This is a genomic window from Rhodanobacter soli, assembly GCF_040548735.1.
In the GTDB taxonomy this organism is placed as follows: domain Bacteria; phylum Pseudomonadota; class Gammaproteobacteria; order Xanthomonadales; family Rhodanobacteraceae; genus Rhodanobacter; species Rhodanobacter soli_A.
The window spans coordinates 644708-671643 of sequence record NZ_JBEPSD010000002.1; the positions used below are offsets into that span (position 1 = coordinate 644708).

General features: G+C 63.7%; 20 protein-coding genes and 1 tRNA gene. 12 read left to right on the forward strand and 9 right to left on the reverse strand.

Annotated features, from left to right (window positions below; all coding sequences use genetic code 11):
- Positions 1-130: 130 nt before the first annotated feature.
- The 5 genes from ABIE04_RS13965 (at position 131) to ABIE04_RS13985 (ending at position 4204) form a co-directional block, all read left to right on the forward strand.
- Entirely contained in the window at positions 131-1468 is a 1338-nt protein-coding gene (locus ABIE04_RS13965; RefSeq protein WP_354551352.1) for a replication-associated recombination protein A, read from the forward strand.
- A gap of 78 nt (positions 1469-1546) precedes the next feature.
- Positions 1547-2125: a hypothetical protein gene (locus ABIE04_RS13970; RefSeq protein ID WP_354551354.1), complete on the forward strand. Its 579-nt coding sequence runs from the start codon at positions 1547-1549 to the stop codon at positions 2123-2125.
- Positions 2126-2246: 121 nt separating this feature from the next.
- The gene (gene serS, locus ABIE04_RS13975) at positions 2247-3527 is read left to right on the forward strand and encodes a serine--tRNA ligase (RefSeq protein WP_354551356.1); all 1281 of its coding nucleotides are present in this window, start codon (positions 2247-2249) and stop codon (positions 3525-3527) included.
- The gene (locus ABIE04_RS13980) at positions 3524-3901 is read left to right on the forward strand and encodes an LrgA (protein WP_354551358.1); all 378 of its coding nucleotides are present in this window, start codon (positions 3524-3526) and stop codon (positions 3899-3901) included. The genes serS and ABIE04_RS13980 overlap by 4 nt, the downstream gene beginning before the upstream one ends.
- A 213-nt stretch (positions 3902-4114) precedes the next feature.
- Positions 4115-4204 (forward strand) — tRNA-Ser (locus ABIE04_RS13985).
- A 78-nt stretch (positions 4205-4282) separates the two neighbouring features.
- Here the strand turns inward: ABIE04_RS13985 and ABIE04_RS13990 are convergent.
- Together ABIE04_RS13990 and ABIE04_RS13995 are read right to left on the reverse strand one after the other, a co-directional pair.
- Complete coding sequence (locus tag ABIE04_RS13990) at positions 4283-5218, reverse strand: DNA adenine methylase (RefSeq protein ID WP_354551360.1); 936 nt, start codon at positions 5216-5218, stop codon at positions 4283-4285.
- 12 nt (positions 5219-5230) lie between these two features.
- A complete protein-coding gene (locus tag ABIE04_RS13995; protein ID WP_354551362.1) occupies positions 5231-6685 on the reverse strand; it encodes a hypothetical protein in 1455 nt (484 codons plus the stop codon).
- Positions 6686-7244: 559 nt separating this feature from the next.
- On the opposite strand from ABIE04_RS13995, the gene ABIE04_RS14000 reads away from it, so the two are divergent.
- A complete protein-coding gene (locus ABIE04_RS14000; RefSeq protein ID WP_354551364.1) occupies positions 7245-8576 on the forward strand; it encodes a bZIP transcription factor in 1332 nt (443 codons plus the stop codon).
- 908 nt (positions 8577-9484) lie between these two features.
- The gene (locus tag ABIE04_RS14005) at positions 9485-12148 is read left to right on the forward strand and encodes a TonB-dependent receptor plug domain-containing protein (protein ID WP_354551366.1); all 2664 of its coding nucleotides are present in this window, start codon (positions 9485-9487) and stop codon (positions 12146-12148) included.
- A 377-nt stretch (positions 12149-12525) separates the two neighbouring features.
- Here ABIE04_RS14005 and ABIE04_RS14010 read toward each other — a convergent pair whose 3' ends face one another.
- Positions 12526-13224, reverse strand: coding sequence for a ribonuclease H-like domain-containing protein (locus ABIE04_RS14010; RefSeq protein WP_354551368.1), 699 nt, complete (start codon positions 13222-13224; stop codon positions 12526-12528).
- Between the two features lie 119 nt (positions 13225-13343).
- Positions 13344-15752, reverse strand: a complete 2409-nt coding sequence (locus ABIE04_RS14015; RefSeq protein ID WP_354551370.1) for a DEAD/DEAH box helicase — start codon at positions 15750-15752, stop codon at positions 13344-13346.
- Positions 15753-15952: 200 nt separating this feature from the next.
- On the opposite strand from ABIE04_RS14015, the gene lexA reads away from it, so the two are divergent.
- The 5 genes from lexA (at position 15953) to ABIE04_RS14040 (ending at position 22819) form a co-directional block, all read left to right on the forward strand.
- Complete coding sequence (lexA, locus tag ABIE04_RS14020; RefSeq protein ID WP_354551373.1) at positions 15953-16573, forward strand: transcriptional repressor LexA; 621 nt, start codon at positions 15953-15955, stop codon at positions 16571-16573.
- On the forward strand, positions 16573-17196 hold the full coding sequence (gene imuA, locus ABIE04_RS14025) for a translesion DNA synthesis-associated protein ImuA (RefSeq protein WP_354551375.1): 624 nt from the start codon (positions 16573-16575) through the stop codon (positions 17194-17196). The genes lexA and imuA overlap by 1 nt, the downstream gene beginning before the upstream one ends.
- 12 nt (positions 17197-17208) lie before the next feature.
- Entirely contained in the window at positions 17209-18612 is a 1404-nt protein-coding gene (locus tag ABIE04_RS14030; RefSeq protein ID WP_354551377.1) for a Y-family DNA polymerase, read from the forward strand.
- 10 nt (positions 18613-18622) lie between these two features.
- On the forward strand, positions 18623-21712 hold the full coding sequence (locus ABIE04_RS14035; RefSeq protein ID WP_354551379.1) for an error-prone DNA polymerase: 3090 nt from the start codon (positions 18623-18625) through the stop codon (positions 21710-21712).
- A 108-nt stretch (positions 21713-21820) separates the two neighbouring features.
- Positions 21821-22819 carry a DNA topoisomerase IB gene (locus ABIE04_RS14040; protein WP_436410387.1) on the forward strand — a complete coding sequence of 333 codons (999 nt, stop codon included), beginning with the start codon at positions 21821-21823 and terminating at the stop codon, positions 22817-22819.
- A 16-nt stretch (positions 22820-22835) separates the two neighbouring features.
- On the opposite strand, the gene ABIE04_RS14045 is transcribed toward ABIE04_RS14040, so the two are convergent.
- The 5 genes from ABIE04_RS14045 to tviB form a co-directional block, all read right to left on the reverse strand.
- Positions 22836-23018: a hypothetical protein gene (locus tag ABIE04_RS14045; protein WP_354551492.1), complete on the reverse strand. Its 183-nt coding sequence runs from the start codon at positions 23016-23018 to the stop codon at positions 22836-22838.
- Entirely contained in the window at positions 22975-23625 is a 651-nt protein-coding gene (locus tag ABIE04_RS14050) for a UdgX family uracil-DNA binding protein (RefSeq protein ID WP_354551384.1), read from the reverse strand. The genes ABIE04_RS14045 and ABIE04_RS14050 overlap by 44 nt, the downstream gene beginning before the upstream one ends.
- A 16-nt stretch (positions 23626-23641) precedes the next feature.
- On the reverse strand, positions 23642-23803 hold the full coding sequence (locus tag ABIE04_RS14055; RefSeq protein ID WP_354551386.1) for a DUF3309 family protein: 162 nt from the start codon (positions 23801-23803) through the stop codon (positions 23642-23644).
- A gap of 229 nt (positions 23804-24032) precedes the next feature.
- The gene (locus ABIE04_RS14060) at positions 24033-25043 is read right to left on the reverse strand and encodes an NAD-dependent epimerase (RefSeq protein ID WP_354551388.1); all 1011 of its coding nucleotides are present in this window, start codon (positions 25041-25043) and stop codon (positions 24033-24035) included.
- 15 nt (positions 25044-25058) lie between these two features.
- Positions 25059-26336, reverse strand: a complete 1278-nt coding sequence (gene tviB, locus ABIE04_RS14065; protein ID WP_354551484.1) for a Vi polysaccharide biosynthesis UDP-N-acetylglucosamine C-6 dehydrogenase TviB — start codon at positions 26334-26336, stop codon at positions 25059-25061.
- Positions 26337-26936: the final 600 nt, after the last annotated feature.

Below are 26936 nucleotides of genomic sequence, written 5' to 3' on the forward strand. Positions count from 1 at the left end.
CTGCCCCCTTGCCTTCACCTGCGTCCTGCCCCCGACAGCGCGTAGCGGGCCAAACACCGCTGCGTGGCGGGATCATACCGGCAATCGGCGGCGGCCAGATGAACCGGCAGGCATGGCTTATCATGCCCGGATGCCCCGTCCTGTCTCGCCATCCACCCCCGGCCTGTTCGCCGAACCCGACGCGCTCAAGCCGCTGGCCGAACGCATGCGCCCGCGCAGCCTCGATGAAATCGTCGGCCAGCAGCGCCTGGTCGGTCCGGACAAGGCGCTGCGCCGCGCGCTGGAGGCCGGCAAGATCCATTCGATGGTGCTGTGGGGTCCGCCCGGCTGCGGCAAGACCACGCTGGCTCTGCTGGTGGCGCGCTATGCGGACGCGGATTTCCGCGCGATTTCGGCAGTGCTATCCGGCTTGCCGGACGTGCGCAAGGCGCTGGCCGAGGCCGAGGTGAACTTCGCCCAGGGCCGGCGCACCGTGCTGTTCGTCGACGAGGTGCACCGCTTCAACAAGACCCAGCAGGATGCCTTCCTGCCGCACATCGAGCGCGGCGTGATCATCTTCATCGGCGCCACCACCGAGAACCCCTCGTTCGAGCTGAACTCCGCGCTGCTGTCGCGCTGCCGCGTGCACGTGCTGGAACCGGTTTCCACCGACGACATCATTGCCGCATTGAAACGCGCGCTGGTGGATACCGAGCGCGGCCTTGGCGAGTTGCAACTGCAGGTTGCCGACGAATCGCTGGATTCGATCGCCCAGGCCGCCGACGGCGACGTGCGCCGCGCGCTGACCCTGCTTGAAATCGCCGCCGAGCTGGCCGAAGACAGGCGTATCGACGAAACCACGCTGACCCAGGTGCTGGCCGACCGCACGCGCCGCTTCGACAAGCAGGGCGAGCAGTTCTACGACCAGATCTCGGCGCTGCACAAGTCGGTGCGCTCGTCCGATCCCGATGCGGCGGTGTACTGGCTGTGCCGCATGCTCGACGGCGGCGTCGATCCGCTGTACCTGGCCCGGCGTATGACGCGCATGGCGGTGGAAGACGTCGGCCTGGCCGAGCCGCGGGCCTGGCGCATGGCGCTGGACGCGTGGGATACCTACGAGCGCCTGGGCAGCCCCGAAGGCGAGCTGGGCCTGGCCCAACTGGCGATCTGGCTGGCGATTTCGCCCAAGAGCAACGCTGCCTACATGGCCTACAACAAGGCCCGCGACGCGGTGCGCAGCGGCGGCACGCTGGAAGTGCCGATGCACCTGCGCAACGCGCCGACGAAATTGATGAAAGGCCTCGGCTACGGCAAGGGCTACCAGTACGACCACGACGCCGAAGGCGGCGTCGCGCTGGACCAGCAATGCCTGCCCGATGCGCTCGCCGGCAGCGTGTTCTACGAGCCAGTCGAACGCGGCCTGGAACTGCAACTGCGCGAAAAACTGCTGGCCCTGCGCGCCGCCCGCGCCAAGGCGCGCGGCAAATAACGCCGGCTGCTGCGCGCGCCCTTGCTGCCGCCTCGGTACCCGGCATAGATTCGCCGCATCAACCGGGGAGGGTGAGTCATGCGCATACTCGTGGCGGGTCTGATCGGCGGCGTCGTGATGTTCCTGTGGGGCGTGGCGGCGCACATGGCGCTGGGGTTGGGCGATGCCGGCATCCGGTTGCCGGCCAACGAAAACGCGGTGTTGAGCAGCCTGCACGAAGGGCTTGGCAGCCAGCCCGGCATCTACATCCTGCCATCGCTGGATCCGAAGAAGATGGGTGACGAGGCGGTGCTCAAGGCGTACTCGGAAAAGGCGGCGACGTCGCCGTATGCCTTCGTGGTCTACCTGCCGCAAGGCGAGGACATGATGCAGATGGGGCCGCAGATCGGCCGGCAATGGGCGTCCGACACACTCGCCGCGCTGGCGCTGGCCTTCATGCTGGGGCTGGCCGGGCTGGGTTTCCGGCGGCGCGTGGCACTGGCAGCCGTGGCGGCGGTATTCACCTGGCTGTGCACGATGGTGCCGTACTGGAACTGGTATCGCTTCCCGCTCGATTTCACCCTGGCCGCACTGGTCGAGCAACTCGTCGGGTGGCTGCTCGCCGGCGCCGCGATGGCCTGGTGGCTGGGCCGCAGCGAACGCAAGCTGGCCAGCTGAGTTGTTCCCTGCACCCTTCCCCTGCGTGCAGCAGGGGAAGGGTGCAAGCGTGCGCTGCATTGCGGCAGCAGCCACCCGGCAGCGATAATTCACGGTTCAAGCCTTCACCTGGACTTTGATCATGCTGGATCCCGCCCTGCTGCGCTCGCGTCTCGCCGAAACCGCCGCGCGCCTCGCCGAAACCCGCGGCTACACGCTGGACGTGTCCACCGTCGAGGCGTTGGAGAGCAGCCGCAAGCAGCTGGCGATGGAGACGCAGGAGCTGCAGAACCTGCGCAACACACGCTCCAAGGCAATCGGCCAGGCCAAGGCGAAAGGCGAGGACGTGGCGTCGCTGATGGCCGAGGTCGCCGGCATCGGCGACAAGCTCAAGGCCAACGAGCAGGCACTGGCCGATGCACAGGCGAAGCTCGCCGCGATCGCGCTGGGCATTCCCAACATCCCGCACGCGTCCGTGCCCATCGGCAAGGACGAACACGACAACGTCGAAGTCAGCCGCTGGGGCACGCCACGCGACTTCACCTTCGCCGTGAAGGACCACGTCGAACTGGGCGAACGCCATGGCTGGCTCGACGGCGACGCCGGCGCCAAGCTGTCCGGCGCGCGCTTCACCGTGCTGCGTGGCCAGCTCGCGCACCTGCATCGTGCGCTGGGCCAGTTCATGCTCGACCTGCACACCGCCGAGCACGGCTACCTCGAATGCAACGTGCCGGTGATCGTCAACTCCGACAGCATGCAGGGCACCGGCCAGCTGCCGAAGTTCGAGGAAGACCTGTTCGCCACCGAAGTCGGCGAGACGAAGCGCTACCTGATTCCCACCGCCGAAGTCTCGCTGACCAACCTGGTGCGCGACACCATCCAGGACGCCGACGCGCTGCCGCTGCGCATGGCCGCGCACACGCTGTGCTTCCGCGCCGAGGCCGGCAGCTACGGCCGCGATACCCGCGGCATGATCCGCCAGCACCAGTTCGAGAAAGTCGAGATGGTGCAGATCACCCGCGCCGACCAATCGCATGCACAGCTGGAGGAAATGGTCGGCCACGCCGAGAAGGTGCTGCAGAAACTCGATCTGCCGTACCGCAAGCTGCTGCTGTGCAGCGGCGACATGGGCTTCACCGCGGTCAAGACCTACGACCTCGAAGTGTGGCTGCCCAGCCAGCAGACCTATCGCGAGATCTCCAGCTGCTCCAACTGCGAAGACTTCCAGGCGCGCCGCCTGCAGGCCCGCGTGCGCAACGCCGACACCGGCAAGCCCGAACTGGTGCACACGCTCAACGGCTCCGGCCTCGCCATCGGCCGTACCCTGATCGCGGTGATGGAGAACTACCAGAACGCCGACGGCTCGATCGACGTGCCCGAAGCACTGCGCCCGTACATGGCCGGGCTGGACCGCATCGCATGAACACGCCCGCACGAGGCGCCTGGGGCAGGGTGGAGTTCTACACCAGCTTCTTCCTGCTGGCAGTGCTGGCTTCGGTGATCGGCACCCGGCTCGGCTTCGCCGGCGTATGGTACCTGCCCACGCTCGACCTCGACCTGTCCGTGATCGCGCTGGCATTGGTCCTCGCCAGCTTCTGGTTCGCCCGCCACAGCCGCCGCTGGCGCCTCGCCATCATCGCCTTCGCCGCCGCCACCCAACTGGTGCCGATGGTGGTGCGCGAACCGGTGCTGCTGCTGCCGTTGCTGGGTGCGTTGATCCCGGTGGGGATACTGGTGGGATGTCTGGTGGCGTTGTCGAAGAAGGGCCCCAGCGCTCGTCCGCCGCAGGGTTCCTGATAAACTTCCGTCACTGCTGGCTGAGCAAACCTGCCTGCAAAAATTTATGGAGAGATGGCCGAGTGGTTTAAGGCAGCAGTCTTGACGCGAAGGCAGGATGCCGAAGCGGACAGCGGCAACGCCGCTGGCCCCGAAGGGGTGTAGGGCAGGATGCCCGGAACAAAACTGCCGTGGTGGCGCGCAACGCGCGCCTTGCCGCAGACAAAAGTTTACGGAGAGATGGCCGAGCGGTTTAAGGCAGCAGTCTTGAAAACTGCCGTAGTGGTAACACTACCGTGGGTTCGAATCCCACTCTCTCCGCCAATACCGTAAACGCTTACATAATCGACCTATTCAGCAGGGGCGCCCAGGTGGGAGCCCTTTTGCCTTTAATGGTGCCTCTTACATGCTTGTTGACACCGCCAGATGCTTGTTTCTCCGTATCTGAAGATGGACCTTGTTTTCAAGAATGGCTTGGTCGATGTAGGGCAACTCGGACTCCGTCGGCACCTTTAGTTGGTCTGAGAAGATGAAAATTTCCCGGCCCTTGTAAACCGTTGAGGCGTTGTACTGGAGGTCATAGAGGAATGATCGGCGCTTTCGGTAATGCCACAGGATTTCCGGGGCGCTGTCGTAAGACACCATCCACTTGTGGCGGACCTTGGCCTGGATAAACTTGGCGATACGTTCGTGATCGTCTGGGCCATATGAGTTCAGGTAAAGCCGGCTTGCCTTGTCGAAGTAGGGTGGGTCGCAGTAGACCAGCGTGTCAGCTGGCAGCGTGTCCACATGCTCCGTCATAAACCGTTCGGCATCCCAGTTCTTGACCACGATGGAAGATTTGCGGTCTGCGATGGTTTCGATGCGGCGGATGAGTTCATTGCGGGTGAATCTGGCATCCATCTTCCAGTTTCCTGTCTGGTCAAGGCCACCAATCACCCCGCCGGATAGGACACCTGAGCGGTTGCAGCGGTTGAGGAAAAAAGCGCTGTATCCAACCTCGAGGAGGGTATGACCCTTTGGGTTCCGGACGATGTCTTGTCGTTTCCGCCACTCCGCAATGGTCATCGACGCAGAGGCAATCATGCTGTTCAGAGCATCGGTTTCCTTCAATACCGAGCGCCAAAATGCATAGATGGGTAGAGCCGAATCATTGAGGTGAATCTTGCGAACATGCTTCCGCAGGAGCAGTTCCAGAGCCACCCCGGCACCACCGGCATAAGGCTCTGCATATTCTCCGCCAATCATATTGTTGGCTTCGAGGACTTCCACCAAAAATGGAGTGAGCTTCTGCTTGCCGCCTGGATAGCGGAGTGGTGTGTGGTATCGGGTTGACATGATGCCGCCGCCTCAGTTCATCGCTTCAAGGAGCGGAAAGATGTTTCCAAACAGCACCACGATGTCGCCGGGGCGCAGGGAGAAATTCGGATTGTGGACAAGCTGGTTCATCGAGGTCACGGAAAGGAGACCATCCTTTCGGGCAAGCTCCGTCATGGCGCCGTGCATGACTTTGAGAGCGTCCTTGTCCTTTTCGTCATTCGTCAGGTGGTTCGTGATGTCTCGTAGGACATCGACTAGCGATCGATCCCGGCCATCCTTTGCGGCCTTGAGTCCGGCGCCTTTATGGTCAACGCAGTAGGCCTTGGCTGATACCTCAAACATGCTGCGCACAAGGAAGCAAAATGCTATCGGATTTTTGTCGAGGTTGAGCTCCTGGAGCTCGCCTCGCAAGGACACAACTTTTTCCCGGTTCTTGCCGCGAGGGGTGAAGCCTTTGAGGATGCGCTTGACGCGACGAGGGTCGTCCATCGCTACGGCCTTCGGTCCTTTCTCTTGTCCGGTAGCACCTCCCGGTGTGGTGCCTGAATCCTGCCCACCCATGCCTGAGCCTTGACCATTGGTTTCACTGGAGTTGCCTCCGCTAGGCCTCTCTCCGGTATCAGAAGGGTTGTTGGTCGTCGAGGTTGAAGTACCGCTGGTCGTAGTCCCAAACTTGCCCTGCCCTGGTAAGGGCGGAATACCATAGGTCGACGCGAAATCCGTCTTGCGGACGCCGTCGAATCCCAGTTCCTGCTGGCCGATATCCTTGATGATGTTTTCCAGCTCAACACGGTTCTTGATCCTCGGATATGCCTTGGCCACCTCGGGGCTGTTGGCACAACCCAGTCGAGTCGCAACGCGCTTCATTGCTTCTTCGAGGACCGTCAGGTGGAAATCGCCTGCCCACCGTTGCGCTTGATGGTCTGTGAGGTTCTTGCCTTTCTGTAAATATTTTTCAAGCAGATCAAGAGCTGGCTCGGATGTTCCGTTCTCAGCCCGGTTGTGTCTTGCCTTTGCTACTGCCGTCCATTTGTCGCGTCCCGCCTTTTCACCCTTGCCGTGGGTCAGGCTGCGGATGCGATTGACGAGCTCTGTTTCGTCTGGCCCGTAGATCGCGGTAGGAACGCTGGAGTTGTCCTTTTTCCAACCCTTCGGCAAGGACTGAATGGCATCTAGAACGCTGGAGGGAACTGGAAGACCCTTCGTTAGAATTAGGCCATGGATCAGTTTCAGGGCGGAGATGCGCCGGTTTCCCTCTTTGACGACGAGAGCAGCGCGCAGACCCGCCCCATCCTTTTGCACCAAGATATTTTCCGTGGGCAAGTAGCCATCTTCGAGCAAGCTATGGGTCAGTGCCCAAAACCAATCCGGGTTCGTAGCGATAATTGCCTCAACGGCGCTGCGCTCATCTGGCTGCGGCAAAGTTCGGTAATTGCTCAAGTCGAGTCGCAGATTCTTGACCGGCGTAAGCGTAGTAACTGGCATTTCCTATTCCCCCTGTGGAATCTCCGAAGTGTATACCTGAGCATCTAAGTTGCGTCCCGGCACTCTTATCTGGGCATCGGGAAGAGACCTCCATCGTGGCTGATGATGTCGGCGAGTTGAAACTTGGCACTGCCGTACCCGCTCTCGGCAATGAACCCGTCGGGCCTACCAAGTCCTCAATACGGTTGTAGCCGAGGCAGTGCCATTCAGCTCTTGCCTTGGTGCTGACCAGTGAGACCAGGAATCGCGCCTCTTCCAGATCTCTCCCGAGCGTTGCCTAGCCCGTTCCGGGGGCGGCGAAGAGTAGCAGTCGCTCGGGATCGGGGCGGCTGCTCATGCGCGTGTGAGTATTATCAAGGGGTTTAGCCTCGACCTGCATGAGATCAGCGGGTCGTCGCCGCTCAGTAAGAGAAGCCTTGCCGGCTAGTGGTGACCTTGATGAAATGCCAATTTCGTGCATCGAGTGCTCACACCCTTTCGTGGTTTTTGTAGATGGCATCTGTAAAGTTCGCACAGGTTAGTCCATCCGGGCATTCTGAAAGAAACAGGGGGAGAACCCATGCAACATCTGTCGGCTTATCTGATGGAAGCGCCCGACCTCTCGGATGAGGAAGGCAAGGCTCTCTACAAGCAACTTGAAGCAGCCGTCGACGAGTGGTTGAGAAAGAAGGGGATGAATGACCCAACGGCGGTGTCTTCGACCTTTGTCTCCAAGATGGGCGGTCAGCCGGGAATGGTGAGGCAGATTTATACTGCTAACGACCAAGGGGAACTTCGCGAGGTTTTTCTCGAAGAGCTCACTGACGACGGGAACACCTTTCGAACAGCACTTCGCGTGGTCAGGTCGTCCCTCAGGACGGTCGTCTACATCACCCTTGCCGCCCGGAATGGTCACAGCGTGATTCGGCCTGGCTTCGTCGTTCCCCGGTGTCCGGAAATCGTCCACAAGATTCGGGAACTCCGAAATGATTGGCACTTGGGTGATACCAAGCTTGGCTCTAGCGGTGTGCGAGACATGCTTGATGAAGCCGATGGCATCGCGCTGGCAACGAGCATTTACTCTAATCGTCGCCGGATGCCTATCGTGGTGGTCTCGACGTTCGACGGGGATGAATACTGGCCCGGTCTTGCGAGGCAAGCGGCCCGCGACCTCGATGCGCTCGCCACGGTGTATCGCTTAGGTGAAGATGCAAGTTGGGGCCTCACTGACGAGGTAGGAAAGAAGCTCTCGTGCTACAGCGGAGCGGTCCGTCTTTATTGGCCACCCATTCGGGATGGCGAGGACGTCCGCATAACCGGCCGGGTGTGGACAGCGGCCCGCCTGGACTTCATGGACAGGGACGGCAAAGGGTTCGACCGACTGCGTAGCGATATTCGAATGCTGGTCATGAGTGCAGCCGCAGTAGGCGTGGAGCCGCCGTTCGAAATTGGGGAGATTCGAACCTACCGAGCCCGTATGCGCATGCAAGAGCTTGAGCAGCGGGGTCAGTCGGCCGCAAAAGAATTGGAGATTGCCAAAGCCTTCTATGACGAAAATGCCGACCTGAGGGAAGAGGTCGAAGCGCTACGGCAGGTTATTGCTCAGATGAAGGGGGGCTATCAGCCGCACCCAGAGGATGTGGAAGCCGAAGAGGACGTGGAGGCTGATGCTGAGGAAGACTTTCCCGCGCCCGTACCAGGCGACATCCGCTTTTATAAGAAGACGTACGCAACGCCGAAATATGACGTGATGGTGCGGCGGGGAGACTGCGGCCACGACAACTGGCAGCCAGCGCACAGCGCTGACAAAGCATGGAAGGGAATCAAGCGCCTGGAAGGGCGGGATGACTGGTCACTTGTGAATCACTGCGCAACCTGCGAGGGCGGTGGGATGTGGAGGGTGAGGTGGTAGATCATCGGTAGGGGCAGCTTTGCGTCGTGATGGTTGCCCCGCCGAATCCTACCTAGCCCCGATTCTTCAGATCCGCGCTATCGGCCCAGATCTGCGGGACACAGGAACATCGGCGCCCCCATCGACGCCGATACCCCAACCATCCCCGCCGACAAAAATCCTCCCGGCGGGGATATCCAGCGACCCGGCGCCGACCAAATTTCACTCGGCGGGGGCATTCGGATACTCGACGTGGATGTCTGGATACTCCGGCGGGGATATCCGCCACTCGATGCCGACTGAAATGCCGTCGACGGGGACGTCCCGATACACGGTGTCGATCGAAATCCAGTCGGCGGTGACATTCAGATACTCGGCCGGGATGTGCGGCTACTCAACGCCGACTGAAATTCAATCGACGCCGATACGCCGCCCGGTCAAACCAGATTCGTACTGGCCCTCGCGCGAGGCCTGATGCCGTGCCCCGAACGCCCCTCTGTGCGCACCTTTCTTGGCCGCAAAGGCTAAGCGGGTCAGAGCCACTTACAATTTTTTGCGGCGATGTGACGGGCTGGATTTTCGTGTCGCCGACAGCGTGGGAGTGACCGGACCGCCCAGGCAACGGAACGCCCACAAGAACGAGGCCTGGTCCACTTCCACGCCTCCAACGTCCAACTCCGGTCCCGCCTGCCAAGGCGCAAATAGATACGAAGAGACCGGCGCCGGCATGCCCAGGATGCCGGCGAAGCGGAGCGCGGTGTGACGTCATGCTGCACCACGGTGCTGGTGACGAATGCGTTGCGAATGGCGAAGCCGTCGCCAGCTGGGTGGCTCCACGTCCGCAACTTCTTGACGGGCCTTTCCCGGCAGTTCGGGCAGGAGTAGGTTGCGGCGCTGGGGCCAATGGGGCCAATTCGAGGGGAGTGCAGATGCCTAATCAAACGGGTGTCAACGTGGTGCTTATGCGTGCGGTGCGCACAGCGCTTGCCGCTGCGGCGCTGGTGGCATGGTCGGCACAGGCGCAGGATCCGGGGGCGGCGGACAGCGGGCAGGCCACGACCAGCCAGGCGACCAAGGCGCAGGGACAGAAGGATGCGGCGAAGAGCAAAGCGATCACCAACCTGCAGCAGGTTGTGGTGACCGGCACGCACCGGGCCGGCCTGTCGCCAACCGAATCCATTTCGCCGATCGACGCGTTCAGCGGCAGCCAGATCGCGAACCAGCCCTCGGCGGACCTCACCGATGCGCTGACCAATATCGTGCCGTCGCTGACTACCCAGCGCTTTCCCATCGCCGACGGCACGTCGTTCGTGCGGCCGGTGTCATTGCGCAACCTGTCACCCGACCAGACCCTGGTGCTGGTCGATGGCGTGCGCTTCCATCGTTCGGCGCTGGTCAACCTGCAGATCGATCCGCTCGGCACCTTCAACCAGGGCGCGCAGGCGGTCGATTTCTCGGTGTTTCCGTCCAACGCGATCGAGCGCGTCGAGGTGCTGCGCGACGGTGCCTCGGTGTTGTACGGATCGGATGCGATCGCCGGCGTGGTCAACGTGATCCTCAAGAAGGCTCCCAAGGGGGTGACGGTGAGCGCGGAGTTGGGCAAGTACGGCAAGGACGACGGCGCCCTGCGGCGTTACGATGCCGATGCGGGCCTCCCGCTCGGAGCCGACGGCTTCGTGCACGTGAGTGCCGAGCGCGAAACCACCGACCCCACTTCGCGCGGCGTTCCGCAAGGGGGCGCGGCGGCCGTGGCCGCGGTGGTGGGCGCGAACCAAGTGCCGTACGACGGCCTCGGCCAGCGCTGGGGCGACCCGCAGACCAAGACGAACAAGCTCTTCGTCAACGCGGGCCTGCCGCTGGCCGGCGACGTGCAGCTCTACGGCTATGGCAACTTCATGGACAAGAAGGTCCTGTCGAGCTTCTTCTACCGCAGCCCGGTGCTGCCGCCGCAATACGGCGTCGCCGGCCGCTCCACGCTGGTCAGCTACGCCGACGGCACCCTGACGCCAGCGGACGCGCCGCAGTCGCTGGTGGACAGCATCGTCGCCGGCGGCGGCAACCCGGCGAATTACCTGACGGCCAACGCGGCGAGCCCGAGTGGCTGGATGCTGCTCAATCCGATCTATACGAAGTTCCCAGGCGGCTACAGCCCGCTGTTCGGCGCCGACATCGCCGACCACCAGTTGGTCGGCGGCGTGCGTGGCGGTGGGCAGAGCAACTTTCAGTGGGATGCGCACTACCGCACCGGCAGCAACGAGGTCGACTACCGGCTGCAGGGTTCGATCAACCCGAGCCTGGGCAGCCTTTCGCCCACCAGCTTTCACCCCGGCAAGCTGACCCAGCGCGAGCAGGGCGCCGGTGCGGATTTCGTCCGCTCATTCGACAACTCGCCGCTCACGCTCGCCTTCGGCGCGCAGTGGCGCCAGGAAACCTACATCATCCACCAGGGCGACCCCGGCTCGACCGAGGTGGGGCCGACCGCGTCGGTGTTCGGTGTGGGTTCGGACGCCTTCCAGGGCTTTCCGACCAACGCTGCCGGGAGGTTCACGCAGAACAGCGACTCCGCCTACTTCGATGCCGAGACGAACCTCAACGACAAATGGTCGGGTGCGGCGGCGGTGCGCTACGAGCATGCGAACGGCTATGGCTCCAAGGTGGTGTACAAGCTTTCCAGCCGCTATGCGTTCACCGACACGTTCGCGCTGCGCGGTACCTACAATACCGGCTTCCGCACGCCGACCCCGGGCCAGGCCAACACGCTGAACATCACCACCACGGCGAACGCCCAGGGCGGCTTGATCCCCAGCGGCACCTATCCGGTGGACAACCCGGTGGCACGCGCGCTCGGTTCGGCACCGCTGCAGACCGAGACATCGAAGAGCCTGTCCGTCGGCGCCGTGTGGACGCCGGCCGACAACGTCACGACGAGCCTGGACTATTACCGGATCAAGATCGACAACCGCATTGGCCTGGTCAGCAAGACCGTGACCCAGGCCACCGTCGACCAGCTCGCCGCCGGCGGCTACCCGAATGCGCAATTGCTGCTCGGCAGCGACGCCAGCTATTTCGGCAATGCGTTCGGCTCCCATGTCCACGGCATCGACTTCGTGGTCGACACGTTGCACCAACTGGGCAACGGCAAGCTCAACATCGACTTCCGCTACAACCGCAATACGCAGGACGTGGTCAAGGTCAAACCGGACACGCTCAACAACGATTTCGTGTACGACCTTGAACACCAGGTACCCAAGAGCCGGTCGGTGCTCAGCTTCGACTACGGGTTGCACCGGTTCGACGCCATCGCTCGGATCAACCATTACGGCGGCTGGAGCACCACGGTCGGTTTGTTCGGCAGCAACAACCCGCCGGACGACGTGGATCACTACAGCGGCAAGACGCTGCTCGACCTGGAGGCACGCTTCAAATTCAACGACACCTTCTCGGTGGCTGTCGGAGGCAACAACGTCTTCAACACCCACCCGGGCAAGGAGCAGAACGGCACGCTGCAATTCCTTGGCGTCAAGTACGCGCTTACCTCGCCGTTCGGTTTCAACGGCGCCTTCTGGTACGCGCGCGTGACGGCCAGCTTCTGACCGGCCGTCGCCATGCTAGACCGTCTCCCCGGGCGTACCCGGGGAGACGGCAGATTCAGCCGCGGACCTCCATCCACAGCACGAGGCGGTCGAGAACGAAGAGGACGACCACCGCCAGCGTGGCCAGGCCGTGATGGCCCGAATAAGGGGACAGAGGCAATTAAATCCGGATACCCTGATCCTGCGCTGGTCGGGTCAGCGTCTCCCCCATTCTGAGTAGCACGAAGCTTTTAGAGTCCGATACGCATAGTCCAGTCCTTCCAGCAGCGCGCAAAGCGTGATGCCGAAGCAAGCCGCCGGTCGGGTCTCGTCTGGCGCGAAAAAAATACGCCATCATCCGGGCTTGGCAGTCTTGTCCCGGTTCGTAAGTCATCGAGTTAACGAGGCAAGCTGGCCAAGTGGAGCAGTACGCCAGCCAGACTCTTCAGGTCCTGGCTGTTGTGTGCCAACACCCGCCTCAGATTCAGTGCGGACCCTCCGCGTAGATAGCTGAGCCAGGCGGCGGGGGCCTCTGAGCCCGGCAAGTCGTCTTCCCGCACCACGCCGAGCAGTTCGCGCTCGGCCGTAGCCAGGCGACAGTTTTCCCACACGCCCTTCCAGTGCCGGCGTACAGGATGGAGCAGATCCAGATGGCCCAGTCCGGACAACGGATCCGGCAATCGGGCCAGGCGGAAGCGGGTTTTCAGCAGCGGTGAGTCGTAGCACTTGCCGTTGTAGCTGACGAGCACGGTGTCGGGCTGCAGCCACTGGGCAAAGGTTCGCAGCATCGCGGTTTCGGCGCCCATCGTGGTGGTGGTCAGCTGGCGCAGGCGGAAATGTCCGTCGGCCAGCCAGTCCGCGGCCCCGATCATCCACGCCCGCGTGCCAGTGCCTCCGGCCAGACCCGTTGTTTCGGTGTCGAAGTGCAGCAGGCGGCTGTGGGCGACGGGCTCGTCCCACCGCGCAAAGGTGGTGTCGATCAACGGGGTAGGGCATCCCCAATCCACGATCGCCTCGGTGAGGAACAGCCCGGGTGCGATCTCGATTCCGGGCACCATGCGATCACTGGATAGAGCGCGCCGCGCCATGCCCTGCATGCGCGAGTGCCCGTGGATCAGTCGGAGCACGTCAGGCGAAAGGGTGGGTTTTGGCGGAGCCACCGGCATCTGTTGACCTGACTGCGTACGCAGTTGCCGCAACCGCGCAGCCAACGCGCTCACAGGGCCACCAGCAGCGCCAGCACGCGCAACGCCAAGGCCTTGGGCGTCGTGGCAGCGTCCTCATCGGCAGCAAGCACCGGGCCCACGCAGCCGGGGCAGCCACCACGGCAATCGCAGCGTTCGATGAGGGTCACCGACTGGGCCACGAGGTCCTCGCGCCGGTTGAACAACGGTTCGCTCTGGCCGATGCCGCCGGGGAAGGCGTCGTAGAGGTAAACCGTCGGCGTGAACGGGGCGTCGGTTGCCGGAGCAGCAGGCTGCCCGTCGCTGCCGCGGATCTGTCCGCGGCCGGTGACGTCCGAGCTGACGAACCAGGCGCCGTCCCCGCTGCCTACGGACTTCTGTAGATCGCGTGCTTCGGCCATCACCGCAACGGTCGCCACGATGTGCAGCGCGTAGGCCGCGCCGAGAAAACCGTCGAGTGCTTGCTGGCGATCCTCGAAGGCGGCATCAAGCACGACCTGAGGGAGCTGCCACCACACTGCCGTCGTGTGCAATTCCTGGTCGGGCAGGTTGACCGGACCGAAGCCGATATTCTCGTGCGAGTAGAAGCGGATCTTCTTGTAGCCGGGCACACGGCGCACGACATGCACCTCGCCGTGGTGGGCCTGCCCACATCCGGCATTGGACGTGTCGAAGCAATCGAGCACCTTGAGTTTCGTGTAGTCGATCGCGTCGGTGTAATAGTCCACGTGGGTGCGCGTGACGTAGGCCTTGCGGCCTTCCCAGTCGAGTCGCTCGACTTGGTAGGGCACCGACTGGATCATGTGGATGGCGCCCTCGTAGAGCGTCACCGGCGCCGCGGTGTAGTCGACTTCGGCGATGATCGTCTGGCGTCCGTTGGTGCGATCGACCACCACGAAGTTGCCGTCCGCCACCGAGCGCAACGACACGGCGATGGCCGGGTAGCTGTCGGCGATCCACTCCCAGCGATCGCCTTCGCGATGCAGCACGCCTTCCTCGCCCAGCACGTCGAGCCAGGGCGTGGCTACCTCGGTGCCGAACATCTCGTCGCCGACGAAGGGCAGCTCGAACGCGGCGCAGCGAATGTGGTCGAGCAGGATCAGGGGTTGATCGGGCTGGATGCGCGCGTGTTCAGGCGGTGCTCCCTGGAAGAACTCCGGGTGCCGCACGAGGTATTGATCGAGCGGGTCGGAACTTGCCACCAGCACCCCCAGCGCCGATTGCTGCCGGCGACCGGCGCGGCCGAAGCGCTGCCAGGTGGCGGCGACGGAACCGGGATAGCCGTTGAGCACCACGACATCAAGGCTGCCGATGTCCACGCCCAGCTCCAGGGCCGACGTGCTCACGATCCCGTCGATGGTGCCGGCGCGCATCTCACGTTCCGCAGCGCGCCGCTCCTTGGGCAGATAGCCGCCGCGGTAGGCTCGGATCCGCGCGGGCTTGCGCGGATCGCTGTCGAACACGTCTTTCAGGTATTTGGTCAGCACTTCGACCATGGTGCGCGACTGCGCGAACACCAGGGTCTTCATCCCCGACTTGATCGCCAGCCGCGCGATGCGATTGGTCTGCGAACGCGCCGAGGCGCGCAGGCCGAGGTCGGGATTCACCACCGGCGGGTTCCACAGCAGCACGTGCTTGTCGCCGGTCGGTGCACCGCTTTCCGTGATCGCGGCGACCGCATCCTCGATCAGCGCTTCGGCGTGCTCCTTCGGGTTGCCGATCGTGGCCGAGCAGAGGATGAATTGCGGCGTCACGCCATAGAACGCGCATACGCGTTTCAGGCGTCGAATCACGTTGGCGACGTGCGAACCGAACACGCCGCGGTAGGTGTGCACCTCGTCGATCACCACGTAACGCAGGTTCTCGAAGAACTGCGCCCATTTCGTGTGATGCGGCAGGATGGCCTGGTGCAGCATGTCCGGGTTGCTGACCACGATGTCGCCATGCAGCCGGATGGCCTGGCGCGCGTCGCCGGGGGTATCGCCATCGAAGGTGAAGGCTTTGACGCCCAGATCGCCGGCCTGGTTGAGTTCGAGCAGCTCGGCCACCTGATCCTGCGCCAACGCTTTCGTCGGAAAGAGATACAGCGCCTTGGCGTGCTGGGTCATCGCAGCGGTGAGTACGGGCAGCGTGTAGCAGAGCGACTTGCCGGAGGCGGTGGGCGTGACGATGGCGACATGCGCACCCGATTGCGTCGCCGCCCACGCCTCGGCCTGGTGGCTATACAGCTGCTCGATGCCGCGCGAGCGCAAGGCCTGTGCGAGCGCCGCCGGCAGATCGTCCGGCAACGGCGCAAAGGAACCTTCACGACCAGGCACGACGAAGGCACCGGTGATCCTCGTCGCATACCGCTTCGAGAACCGCTGGGCCAGTGTGCGGCCATCGCTGGGGTCGCGCAGGACCAGTTCATCGGAAGCGTAGCGATCGGGAAGGGCGTTCATGCGGTGGCCTGGGCGGGTGGGGGAGCAGTGAATCGCGAAGCCATCTCATCCCGTGAGATGGCTTCGACGGACGCTGGGACGGAAGCCGCGTTCGAAGCCGGATGCGATCACCGCGCTAAACCCTTGATCCGTCTCAGGTGGTTCGGCGCGGCTTTTTCCCATCTTTCATTTTCACCTATTTGGGTGAAACTATGCGAACCATGACCATCCAGATCACGAGCCGCCAGTCGAACGTCCTCGCCTTCATCCGCGCCCGGATCGAACGTGACGGGCAGTCGCCCACGCTGGAAGAAATCGGCGCGGCACTGGGGATCGACAACGTCAGCGCGGTGCTCAAGCACGTCCGGTCGCTCGAAGCAAAAGGCCGGCTGACGATCGAACCCAACCGCGCCCGCAGCATTCGCCTGGTGCGTGAGCCCGACCCGATGGATGCCGACACGCTCGATCTACCCCTGATCGGTCGCATCGCGGCCGGTGAACCCTTGTTTTCGGCGTCGCGGGTCGATCGCAGCCTGCGCGTGTCGCGCTCGCTGTTCCGGTTGCGCCCGGACTACCTGGTGAAAGTGGTCGGCGATTCGATGCGCGACGAAGGGATCCTCGATGGGGACCTGGTGGCGGTGCACGCCACGCCAGTGGCCCGTCACGGCCAAGTCGTGGCGGCACGTGTGGATGGCGACCGTTTCACGATCAAGCGCCTTTACTGGAAGGGCGATGTGATCCGGTTGATGCCGAACAGCCCAGGCTTTCAGCCGATTGATCCGGACCCCACCGAAGACTTCGCGATTGAAGGTCTGTTTGCGGGCTTGCTGCGGGGTAGCTGATGAACGCTGCAGTCCCACTTTCCGCGTTGCTCGACGCTCGCCAGGTCTGGCGTGGCCGTGCCCCCGAGGTGCCAGCCGGTGATCAGCCCACCGGGTGGTGCGCACTCGATGCGGTGTTGCCCGCAGGCGGTTGGCCCGAGGCTTCGCTGTCCGAGATCCTGTTGCCCGTCGATGGCGTAGGCGAACTTCGCCTCGTGCTCCCGACGCTCGCGCGGTTGACCCAAGGTCGGCGCCACGTGGTGATCGTGTCGCCGCCGTATGCGCCGTGTGTCGCCGGCTGGCGCCAGCAGGGCGTCGACATGCGCCGGGTGGAAATCGTGGCTGCCGGCGAGAAGGATGTGCTCTGGGCCACCGAGCAATGCCTGCGCTCGGGAAGTTGCGCCGCCGTGCTCGCATGGCCGCTTCATGCCGACGATCGCGCCTTGCGGCGCCTGCAGGTGGCCGCGGTCACCGGACAGTCCCTCGCTTTCGTGTTCCGCGATCGCTCCCACCTTTCCAACGCATCGCCTGCCGCGCTGCGTCTGGAACTGGAAGCCTTGCCGCGGCCGCAGATATGGGTGCGCAAATGCCGCGGCGGTGCCGTGCCTGCCCAGCCCGTTCCCCTGGCGCGTTTTGCCCATTGATGGCGACCGGACATGCTTTGGGCCTGCATCTACCTGCCGCATCTGGCCATGGATGGGATTCTCCGACGCCGTCCCACGGAGGGACCGTTGGTGCTCGTCGACGGCCCGGTCAACGCCCGCACGATTGTTTCGGCCAATGAAACTGCCCGAGCGGCGGGCCTGCATGTCGGACAACGACTGAGCGCTGCGCAAGCGCTGCTGTCGCAGTTCGACGCGATCCCGTATGACCGCGAGTCGGTGGAGCGATGGCACCGGTTCCTGGCCGCCGTGGCTTACCGCTACAGCTCCGAGGTCAGCCTGCTGCCACATGCGATCGTGCTGGAGGTCAGCAAGAGCATGGGCCTGTTCGGGCCGTGGCCACGGCTTGAATCCATGCTGCGGACGGATTTCACCGAGCTGGGGTTCCGTCACCGCATGGCGGCAGCGCCAACGGCTCATGCCGCGCATGTGCTTACCACGGTTTCCGATGGGCAAGCGGTGCTGTCCGTGGAGGCGCTATGCCATGCCCTGCAGCGTGTGCCGATCGCGAAGAGCCGATTGCCTGCGAACGCCATCGCGGCGTTGCCGGGTATGGGCATTCGCACGGTGGGTCAAGTGCTGGCGTTGCCGCGCGATGGGCTGCGTCGACGTTTCGGTGCGGAACTGTTGGCGTCATTGGATCGCCTGACAGGTGACTTGCCCTCGGGCCTGGAGTTGTATCGACCGCCGGACACGTTCGACCTGCGCATCGAGTTGCTGCACGAGGTGGAGAACCAGTCGGCGCTGATCTTTCCGGTGCGACGCATGGTCGATGATCTTGCTGCCTATCTCGCCGGTCGCGACGGCGGGGTGCAACGCTTTCTGTTGCGACTGGAACATCGTGAAGGCCGATATACCGATGTGCCCGTAGGGCTGCTGGCGTCGGAGCGCGATGGTGCGATGCTGTTCGAGTTTGCACGAGGCCGACTGGAACACGTCGTGCTTCCCGCGCCAGTGCTGGCGCTCCGCCTGATCGCACGTGACCTGCCGGCGTTCATTCCCGCCGGGCGGGATCTGTTCGACGAGCGGCCGGCCAGCGCCCTGCCGATCGGACAACTGCGCGAACGCCTGCGCGCGCGCCTGGGCGACCGGACTGTTTACCGACTGGGCAGCACGACCGATCCACGTCCCGAGCGTGCGCAGGTCGTGGCCGACTCCGGTGCCGGGTATGACGAGCCATCGCCGCGCCCGACCTGGCTGCTGGCGCACCCGATTCCCCTGCGTGGCCCGTCGCCGCGCATCCTGGCCGGCCCCGAGCGGCTTGAAACCGGCTGGTGGGATGGCGCCGAAGCATGCCGCGACTACTATGTGATCGAAACCTCGCTGGGCCAACGGGCGTGGGCTTTCTGCCAACCCGGCGAGCAGAGCGGCTGGATGCTGCAGGGCTGGTTCGCGTGAGCCAGCCTGTATGAGTTCGTACGCCGAACTGCATTGCCTGTCCGACTTCTCCTTCGGTCGCGGTGCCTCGAACGCGGGCGAGTTGTTCGAACGTGCCAAGGCATGCGGCTACCGCGCACTGGCGATCACCGACGAATGTTCGCTGGCCGGCATCGTGCGTGCGTACCAGGCATCGAACGAGACCGGCATGAAGTTGATCGTCGGCGCGGAGCTCCAGCTCGATGATGGCCCGAAACTGGTGCTGCTGTGCGAAAGCAAGCAGGGTTATGCCGGGCTCTGCCGGCTGATCACGTGTGGGCGATGGGCCTCGAAAAAAGGCAGCTATCGGCTCACTCGTGCAGACCTGCAGGACGGCGTGCCGGGCACGCTGGCCTTGTGGATGCCGGAACTGCAGCCGGACATCACGCACGGTCGCTGGATGCGCACGACGTTCGGCGACCGCGCATGGCTTGCGGTGGAACTGCATCGGGGACCCGACGACGACACACGATTGCGCGAGCTGCAGGCGCTTGGTCGTGCGCTGGATCTGCCGCTGGTGGCCAGTGGCGACGTGCACATGCACGTGCGACGTCGGCTCGCCTTGCAGCACACGCTCACGGCGATCCGTCATCGCGTGCCCATCGCCGAGGCGGGCGCGCTTATCTTCCGCAATGGCGAGCGGCATTTGCGCCGGCGCGACGCGCTGGCCGATCTCTATCCCGCGGCCCTGCTGCAGGAAAGCGTGCGCATCGCCGAACGCTGCACTTTCAAGATGGGCGAGCTGAAATACGACTATCCGAGGGAGCTGGTACCGCAGGGCCACTCGCCCACCAGTTGGTTGCGCCACCTTGCCGAGGAAGGCATCCGGTGGCGCTGGCCGCAGGGTGCCAGTAACAAGGTACGCAAACTGATCGATGACGAGCTGGCGCTGATCGCATCGAAAAAGTACGAAGCTTTCTTCCTCACCGTGCATGACATCGTTCACTTTGCACGCAGCAAGGATATTCTCTGCCAGGGTCGCGGCTCGGCCGCCAATTCCGCCGTGTGCTTCGCGCTGGGCGTGACAGAGGTGGATCCGGACGTCAACCAGTTGCTGGTCGCTCGCTTCATCAGCGAGGACCGCGACGAGCCGCCCGACATCGACGTCGATTTTGAACACGAGCGGCGCGAGGAGGTCATCCAGTACATCTACGGGAAATACGGACGCGAGCGTGCCGCGCTGGCCGCCACCGTAATCTGCTACCGCGGCCGCAGCGCGGTCCGCGACGTGGCCAAGGCACTCGGCCTGCCGCTGGATCAGGTCGACAAGCTCAGCGATGTCTTTGCGCGCGGCTGGGGCGACAGCACGGCCGGGGAGCGGCTGCGCGAACAGGGTTTCGATCCGGACAGCGCGGTCATCCGCCGCATATTGAAACTTACCCACGAGCTGCTCGGCATGCCGCGCCACCTGTCGCAACACGTCGGCGGTTTCGTGATCTCCGATGCCTCGCTGAGCGAGATGGTGCCGGTGGAAAACGCGGCCATGCCCGACCGCACCGTGATCCAGTGGGAGAAGGACGACCTGGATTACATGCACATGCTGAAAGTCGATTGCCTGGCGCTGGGCATGCTGACCTGCCTGCGCAAATGCTTCGGCCTGCTGGAAAGCGAGCATGGCGTGGTGAAGACCATCGCGACGATCGCGACGGCCGACAAGGATGACGAGAAGACCTATGACATGATCCAGCGCGCCGATACCGTCGGCGTCTTCCAGATCGAAAGCCGCGCGCAGATGGCGATGCTGCCGCGGCATCGGCCGAGGAATTTCTACGACCTGGTGATCCAGGTGGCGATCGTACGGCCGGGCCCGATTCAGGGCGACATGGTGCATCCGTACCTGCGGCGGCGGAATGGCGAGGAGGAAGTCGATTATCCGTCGCCGGAATTCAAGAGCGTGCTGGAGCGCACGCTCGGCGTGCCGCTGTTCCAGGAACAGGTCATGAAGCTGGCCATCGTGGCTGCCGACTTCACCGATGGCGAGGCCGACAAGCTGCGCCGCTCGATGGCGGCGTGGAAACGCCATGGCGGGCTGGAACCGTTTCGCGACAAGTTGATGCGGGGCATGCTGAAAAATAACTACACGGCGGAATTCGCCGCGCGCATCTTCGAGCAGATCAAGGGTTTCGGTTCCTACGGCTTCCCCGAGTCGCACGCGGCGAGTTTCGCCAACCTGGTCTACGTCTCTTGCTGGCTGAAATGCCATTACCCGGTGGCATTCGCCTGCGCGCTGCTCAATGCGCAGCCGATGGGCTTTTACGGGCCGAGCCAGATCGTGCAGGATGTGCGGCGCCACCGTGTCGCGGTGCGCCCGGTGGACGTGCGCTTCAGCGACTGGGACTGCACGCTGGAACCCGACCCGCAAGGCGCCGCCGGTGCGCGCGCGATCCGGTTGGGACTGCGCATGGTGCGCGGATGTTCCGAAGCGACAGCGCAGCGCCTCGTCGCGGCGCGCAGACAGCGTCCCTTCACCGACATCGCCGACCTGTGCGTGCGTGCAGATCTGGATCGTCGCCATCAGGAGCTGCTGGCCGATGCGGCGGCTTTGCGCGGGCTGGCCGGCCATCGCCATCGCGCGCGCTGGGCGGTAGCCGGAGTCGAGCCACAATTGCCGCTGTTCGGTAGCGAAAGCCCGGCCGAGCGGACGGCGGTCTTGCCGCTGCCCACGCAAGCCGAGGACACGCTGGCGGATTACGCACGCGTCGGTCTCAGCCTGGGCGCGCATCCGCTGCGGCAGATTCGCGCCCGGCTGAGCTCGGCGCGTTGCATCGACGGGAAAGCACTGCGCAGGCAGCCGCATAACAGCCGTGTGCGCGTGGCCGGGCTGGTGACGTCGCGACAGCAACCGCAAACAGCCAGTGGCATCATCTTCGTGACACTGGAAGACGAGCATGGCCTGATCAACGTCGTCGTGTGGCGGCGGGTGGCCGAAGCGCAGCGTCGTCCATTGCTTCAGGCGCGGCTGCTTGCGGTGGAAGGGCAGTGGGAGAGCGTGGAAGGTGTCGGTCACCTGATCGCGCATCGGTTGACGGATCTCACGCCACTGCTTGGCGCACTGGATGCTCGATCGCGGGATTTCCATTGAAGCGAGCCTGCCGGATCACCCGTCGTTGACCTGCCTTGCGCATACTCGCTGCAGATGGTCAGCCCTGCCCACGAAAACCTGCCGGATCCACGCCTACAGACGCGTGCCATGGGCCTGGTCTACGTCAGTGATGCGCAACCGGGCCTGCGCCGGCTTCGTCGTGGCAAGGGATTCAGCTACCGCGACGCGGAGGGCCGGCCGGTAAATGATCGCGAGGAACTGGCACGCATCCGTGCCTTGGCGATTCCGCCGGCCTATACCCACGTGTGGATTTGCAGCAACCCGCGCGGACACCTGCAGGCGACCGGTCGCGATGCGCGCGGGCGCAAGCAGTACCGCTATCACCGGCGCTGGCGGGAATATCGCGAGCTTGGCAAGTTCGACCACATCGTGGCATTCGGCAAGGCGCTGCCGGCGTTGCGCCGGCGCGTACGCCGGGATCTATCCCTCGACGGCCTGCCGCGCGACAAGCTGCTGGCACTGCTGGTACGCCTGCTCGACGACACGCTGATCCGCATCGGCAACGACCGTTACGCCCGGGACAACCGCAGTTACGGCCTCACTACCTTGCGTACCCGCCATGTGCGTGCGCAACGTGGGCGGCTGCGCTTCATCTTCCGCGGCAAGAGCGGGCAGGATCGCGAGGTGGAGATGGACGACCGGCGCCTGGTGCGGATCGTGCGTCGCGTGCAACAACTGCCCGGGCAGCGCTTGTTCCAGTACGTCGACGATGACGGCCAGCTGCAACCGGTGGATTCGGGGATGGTCAACGAGTATCTGCATGCGGCCTGCAGCAACGGCCAGACGCATGAGTTCAGCGCCAAGGACTTCCGCACCTGGGGCGGCACGGTGCACGCGGCCCGCGTCCTCGCTGGCACGCCGCGGCCCGGGAAGGGCGGCGAGCCGGCGCGCCGCCGCGCGCTGGCGAAAGCCATCGGCGAAGTCGCCGCCATCCTCGGCAATACCCCTGCAGTGTGCCGCGGCTCCTACATCCACCCGCGCATCCTGGACGGCTGGCTGGATGGCAGCCTGCAACGAGCCATCCCCGCGGCCACCGCCGCGCATCCACGCAAGCTGGAGCAGCAGGTGCTGCGTTTCCTGCGTTGAAGGCGCCGGCAAGGACTCACTCCTGCGGATCGGTCACCACCGGCGAACCGCCATCATCGGGACGCGACTCCTGATGGGTGATGCCGAGATGGAAATCCGCTGCGGGAATCACGGCCAGCGCCAGCAGCAGGAACCGCCAGGCCAGACGCCGCCGTTCATAGTGCCACTCTCCTTCGCTCGGACAGGGTGGACAGCGCAATCGCCACCTCATGCAGATCGGCCACCAGTTCGACATAGGCCTGGTGACGGCGATCCTCACGCATGCGCAGCACGGCGGACGGATGCCAGGTGGCGAGTCCGCGCGCCTGCGCTCCCATGTCGCGCCATTGGCCACGTTCCTCGCTGATGCGGAAGGTATTGCCGAACAGGGTCTGCGCCGCCATGGCGCCCAGTCCGACGACCAGTTGCGGCTGCACCCGCAACAATTCCGCCGCCAGCCACTGCCGGCAAGCGGCCTGTTCCGCGGCGTTCGCTCGCTTGTGCAAGCGTGCCTTGCCGCGTGTCTCGTACTTGAAATGCTTGACGGTATTGGTGAGGTAGAGCGTCCGGCGATCGAGGCCCGCTTCGGCCATCGCCCGGTCGAGCAAGTGGCCGGCCGGCCCGATAAACGGTTCGCCGGTCAGATCCTCCTGGGCTCCGGGCTGTTCGCCGATCAGCATTGCCGCCGCGTGGGCCGGCCCCTTGCCGAATACCGTGTGGGTGGCATTGCGCCACAGCGGGCAGGCCCGACATTCCGCTGCCTTGCGGCGCAGTGCCGTCAGGCTGCCATCAGGCACGTGCTCGACGGGTTTAGCCAGCGCAATCACGGCACGATCGGAAAGGTCAGTGGAACACGCCAAGCAGCCACAGCACGAGAATGATCAGCAGGATGAGGCCGATGCCTCCGGTCGGGCGATAGCCCCAGGAGCGGCTGTATCCCCAGGTTGGCAGCGCGCCGATCAGCAGGAGGATGAGGACGATGACCACCAATAGTGAAAGCGACATGTTCGTATTCCTTTGCGCGTGGGGATTGAGGCTGATCGCGGATCAACATCGCGCGACATCCCCACCATCGCAGCCTACCGGTGCAAGCGCCGTCAATGCCGCTACGAAAGCGGTCACGCGATGATCACGACAACCTGACATCGTCTGCATGTGCGAGCGACGATGCTGCAAGCTTCAGCCGTGGAGCACGGCTTGCCCGCCATGTGGCGCGTCGCTTGCGTGCCTTCAATTACACGCCGTAATAGCTTCGGTACCAGCTCACGAAATTGGCGATGCCCGTGCCTACCGAAACCTTCGGTGCATACCCGACGGCACGGATTAGTTCCGACACGTCCGCCTCGGTATCGGGCACGTCGCCCGCCTGCAGGGGCAGCATCTCCATTTGCGCCTTGCGTCCGAGGCATTGCTCCAGCACCGCGATGTAGCGCAACAATTCCACCGGCTCCGCATTGCCGATGTTGTACAGCCGGTAGGGTGCGACGCCGCTGCTGGCCGGGTCGGGAAGGTTTCCGTTCCAGTCGTTGTCCTTGCCCGGTAGCGTATCCAGCGTGCGGATCACACCTTCCACGATGTCATCCACGTAGGTGAAACTGCGCTTGTGTCGGCCATGGTTGAACACCTTGATGGGTTCGCCGGCCAGGATCGCCTTGGTGAACAGGAACAGCGCCATGTCCGGGCGCCCCCATGGGCCATAGACCGTAAAGAAACGCAGCCCCGTGCACGGGATGCCGTACAGATGCGCGTAACTGTGCGCCATCTGCTCGTTGGCTTTCTTGGAGGCGGCGTAGAGGGTAAGCGGATGCTCCGTGGGCTGATGCTCGGAAAAAGGCATGGCGGTGTTGGCGCCGTACACCGAGCTGGTGGAGGCAAACACCAGATGCTCCACATCATGCCGGCGGCAACCTTCCAGGATGTGCAGAAACCCGGTGACGTTGCTGGCCACATAGATGTGCGGGTTTTCGGCCGCATAGCGCACGCCGGCCTGCGCAGCGAGGTTGATCACGCGCCGCGGCTTATGCGTGGCGAAGGCGCTTTCCACCGCCGTGCGATCGGCCAGGTCAGCGTGGATATGCGTATAGCCCGGGTGCTCCATGAAACGCGCGAGTCGCGCCTTCTTCAGGTCGACGTCGTAGTAGTCATTGAGGCTGTCGAAACCGATGACCTCATCGCCGCGTTCGAGCAGTTGCAGCGCGACGTGTGAACCGATGAAACCGGCGGTGCCGGTAACCAGCACTTTCATGGCATGAAGTCCTGTTCAAAGACGACCGTCGACCGCCTCGCGCGGAAGCAGACATTTCACGTCGTAGATCACCGAGGCGGCCTTGCCTAGCGCGCGGATGCCAGCCGGGCCCATGTCGACAAATTGCTGATGGCCGACGGCGACGATGACGGCGTCGTAGCTGTCGGCTTGCGGCTGCGCGACGGGCGTGATGGCGTATTCGTGCTCGGCCTCGGCGGCGTTGATCCATGGATCGTGGACGTCGACATCGGCGTTGTAACCGCGCAGTGCCAGCACGATGTCGACCACACGGGTGTTGCGCAGATCCGGGCAGTTCTCCTTGAACGCCAGGCCAAGGATCAGCACACGCGCCTGCACCGGATTGATGCCCTTGCGCACCATCAGGCGGATCACTTCGCCGGCGATATACGGACCCATGCCGTCGTTGGTGCGGCGGCCCGCCAGGATCACGTCCGAATGGTGGCCCACCGCCTGCGCCTTGTGCGTGAGGTAATACGGATCCACGCTGATGCAGTGACCGCCAACCAGGCCGGGGCGGAACGGCAGGAAATTCCACTTGGTGCCGGCAGCCTGCAGCACCTCCAGCGTGTCGATGCCCAGTTTGTTGAACAGAATGGCCAGATCATTGACCAGGGCGATGTTGAGATCGCGCTGGGTGTTCTCGATGACCTTGGCGGCCTCGGCCACCTTCAACGAACTGGCCCTGTACGTGCCCGCGGTGATCACCGAACCATACAGCTGGTCGACAAAATCGGCCGTCTCCGGCGTGGAGCCGGAGGTGACTTTCCGGATGCTGGTGACACGATGCTGCTTGTCACCCGGATTGATGCGTTCGGGACTGTAGCCGGCAAAGAAATCGCGGTTGTAGACCAGGCCGGAGCCTTTTTCGAGTATCGGAATGCATATCTCTTCCGTACAACCGGGATACACGGTGGATTCGTACACCACTACGTCGCCGGGCTTGAGTACCCTGGACAGGGTTTCGCTGGCCTTGATCAGCGGCGTCAGATCCGGGCGCTTGGCGACATCGATCGGGGTGGGCACCGTGACGATGTAGAAGTTGCGATCCCGCAAGTCTTCAAGTTCGGCGCTGAAACGAAGATGTGTGGCGTCGGCAAGCTCGGCGGCATCGACTTCCAGCGTATTGTCGCGACCCGCAGCCAACTCATCGATCCGGGCCTTGTTGATGTCGAAGCCAACGGTGTCGTAGCGCTTGCCGAACTCCACTGCGAGCGGCAAGCCGACATAACCGAGACCCACAATGGCGAGCTTGGTGTTTTCCAGTTTTCGCATACAGTCATCCCGAGTCGATTTGGATGGCCACCTTGGGGGCGCATGGTTCGGGTGGACATAAATCCTGATCTGGCCGCAGTTGGAACCAAAACGCCAGTAACGCTCCAACAGCCTGAACGGCAATGAAAAGCTTGCTTTGTGCGCCACCGGGCCGCCGCTGAAGCATTGCAGCAAGTTCCTGTCGGCCAGCGCACAGATCTTTGTTCGCAGGCGACTTTTATATGCCGCCTAGCATAATGACCACGCGCCGGTGAAATTGCTATGCGCATGCAGCGTAAGCCCGCGTTTTTGACGCTGGCCCGCCTTTGCGTTTGCGCAAACGCACCGCTGACTATGCCAAGGTGTGGCGTGCACAAACCGTGCACGTTCCCGGACTGCAGATACGCGGTTGTCCCGGATCGAAATGAGCGACGGCGGGTACCCGAAGCATCGCGGGAGGCTCACGTTGCCTCGCCGCCTGGTTGACTGAGGGAAATGTACGGTGAAGGAGGATTGCCCTGACAGATCCAGCGGGCAGCGGCTGGAAATGATAGGGACATGGCTGCACGCGTCATCGCCGAAGCACCATCAGAAGGCGTGGCAACCTTGTAGCGGGTAGGG

Coding starts and splice junctions, on each gene's coding strand:
- ABIE04_RS13990 (WP_354551360.1), bottom strand. CDS start 5,218: ATGTCAACCCGATACCACACACCACTCCGCTATCCAGGCGGCAAGCAG.
- ABIE04_RS14010 (WP_354551368.1), bottom strand. CDS start 13,224: ATGCAGGGCATGGCGCGGCGCGCTCTATCCAGTGATCGCATGGTGCCC.
- ABIE04_RS13980 (WP_354551358.1), top strand. CDS start 3,524: ATGAACACGCCCGCACGAGGCGCCTGGGGCAGGGTGGAGTTCTACACC.
- ABIE04_RS14000 (WP_354551364.1), top strand. CDS start 7,245: ATGCAACATCTGTCGGCTTATCTGATGGAAGCGCCCGACCTCTCGGAT.
- serS (WP_354551356.1), top strand. CDS start 2,247: ATGCTGGATCCCGCCCTGCTGCGCTCGCGTCTCGCCGAAACCGCCGCG.
- ABIE04_RS13995 (WP_354551362.1), bottom strand. CDS start 6,685: ATGCCAGTTACTACGCTTACGCCGGTCAAGAATCTGCGACTCGACTTG.
- ABIE04_RS14060 (WP_354551388.1), bottom strand. CDS start 25,043: ATGAAAGTGCTGGTTACCGGCACCGCCGGTTTCATCGGTTCACACGTC.
- tviB (WP_354551484.1), bottom strand. CDS start 26,336: ATGCGAAAACTGGAAAACACCAAGCTCGCCATTGTGGGTCTCGGTTAT.
- ABIE04_RS14055 (WP_354551386.1), bottom strand. CDS start 23,803: ATGTCGCTTTCACTATTGGTGGTCATCGTCCTCATCCTCCTGCTGATC.
- ABIE04_RS14030 (WP_354551377.1), top strand. CDS start 17,209: ATGCTTTGGGCCTGCATCTACCTGCCGCATCTGGCCATGGATGGGATT.
- imuA (WP_354551375.1), top strand. CDS start 16,573: ATGAACGCTGCAGTCCCACTTTCCGCGTTGCTCGACGCTCGCCAGGTC.
- ABIE04_RS14015 (WP_354551370.1), bottom strand. CDS start 15,752: ATGAACGCCCTTCCCGATCGCTACGCTTCCGATGAACTGGTCCTGCGC.
- lexA (WP_354551373.1), top strand. CDS start 15,953: ATGACCATCCAGATCACGAGCCGCCAGTCGAACGTCCTCGCCTTCATC.
- ABIE04_RS14035 (WP_354551379.1), top strand. CDS start 18,623: ATGAGTTCGTACGCCGAACTGCATTGCCTGTCCGACTTCTCCTTCGGT.
- ABIE04_RS14040 (WP_436410387.1), top strand. CDS start 21,821: ATGGGCCTGGTCTACGTCAGTGATGCGCAACCGGGCCTGCGCCGGCTT.
- ABIE04_RS14005 (WP_354551366.1), top strand. CDS start 9,485: ATGCCTAATCAAACGGGTGTCAACGTGGTGCTTATGCGTGCGGTGCGC.
- ABIE04_RS13970 (WP_354551354.1), top strand. CDS start 1,547: ATGCGCATACTCGTGGCGGGTCTGATCGGCGGCGTCGTGATGTTCCTG.
- ABIE04_RS13965 (WP_354551352.1), top strand. CDS start 131: ATGCCCCGTCCTGTCTCGCCATCCACCCCCGGCCTGTTCGCCGAACCC.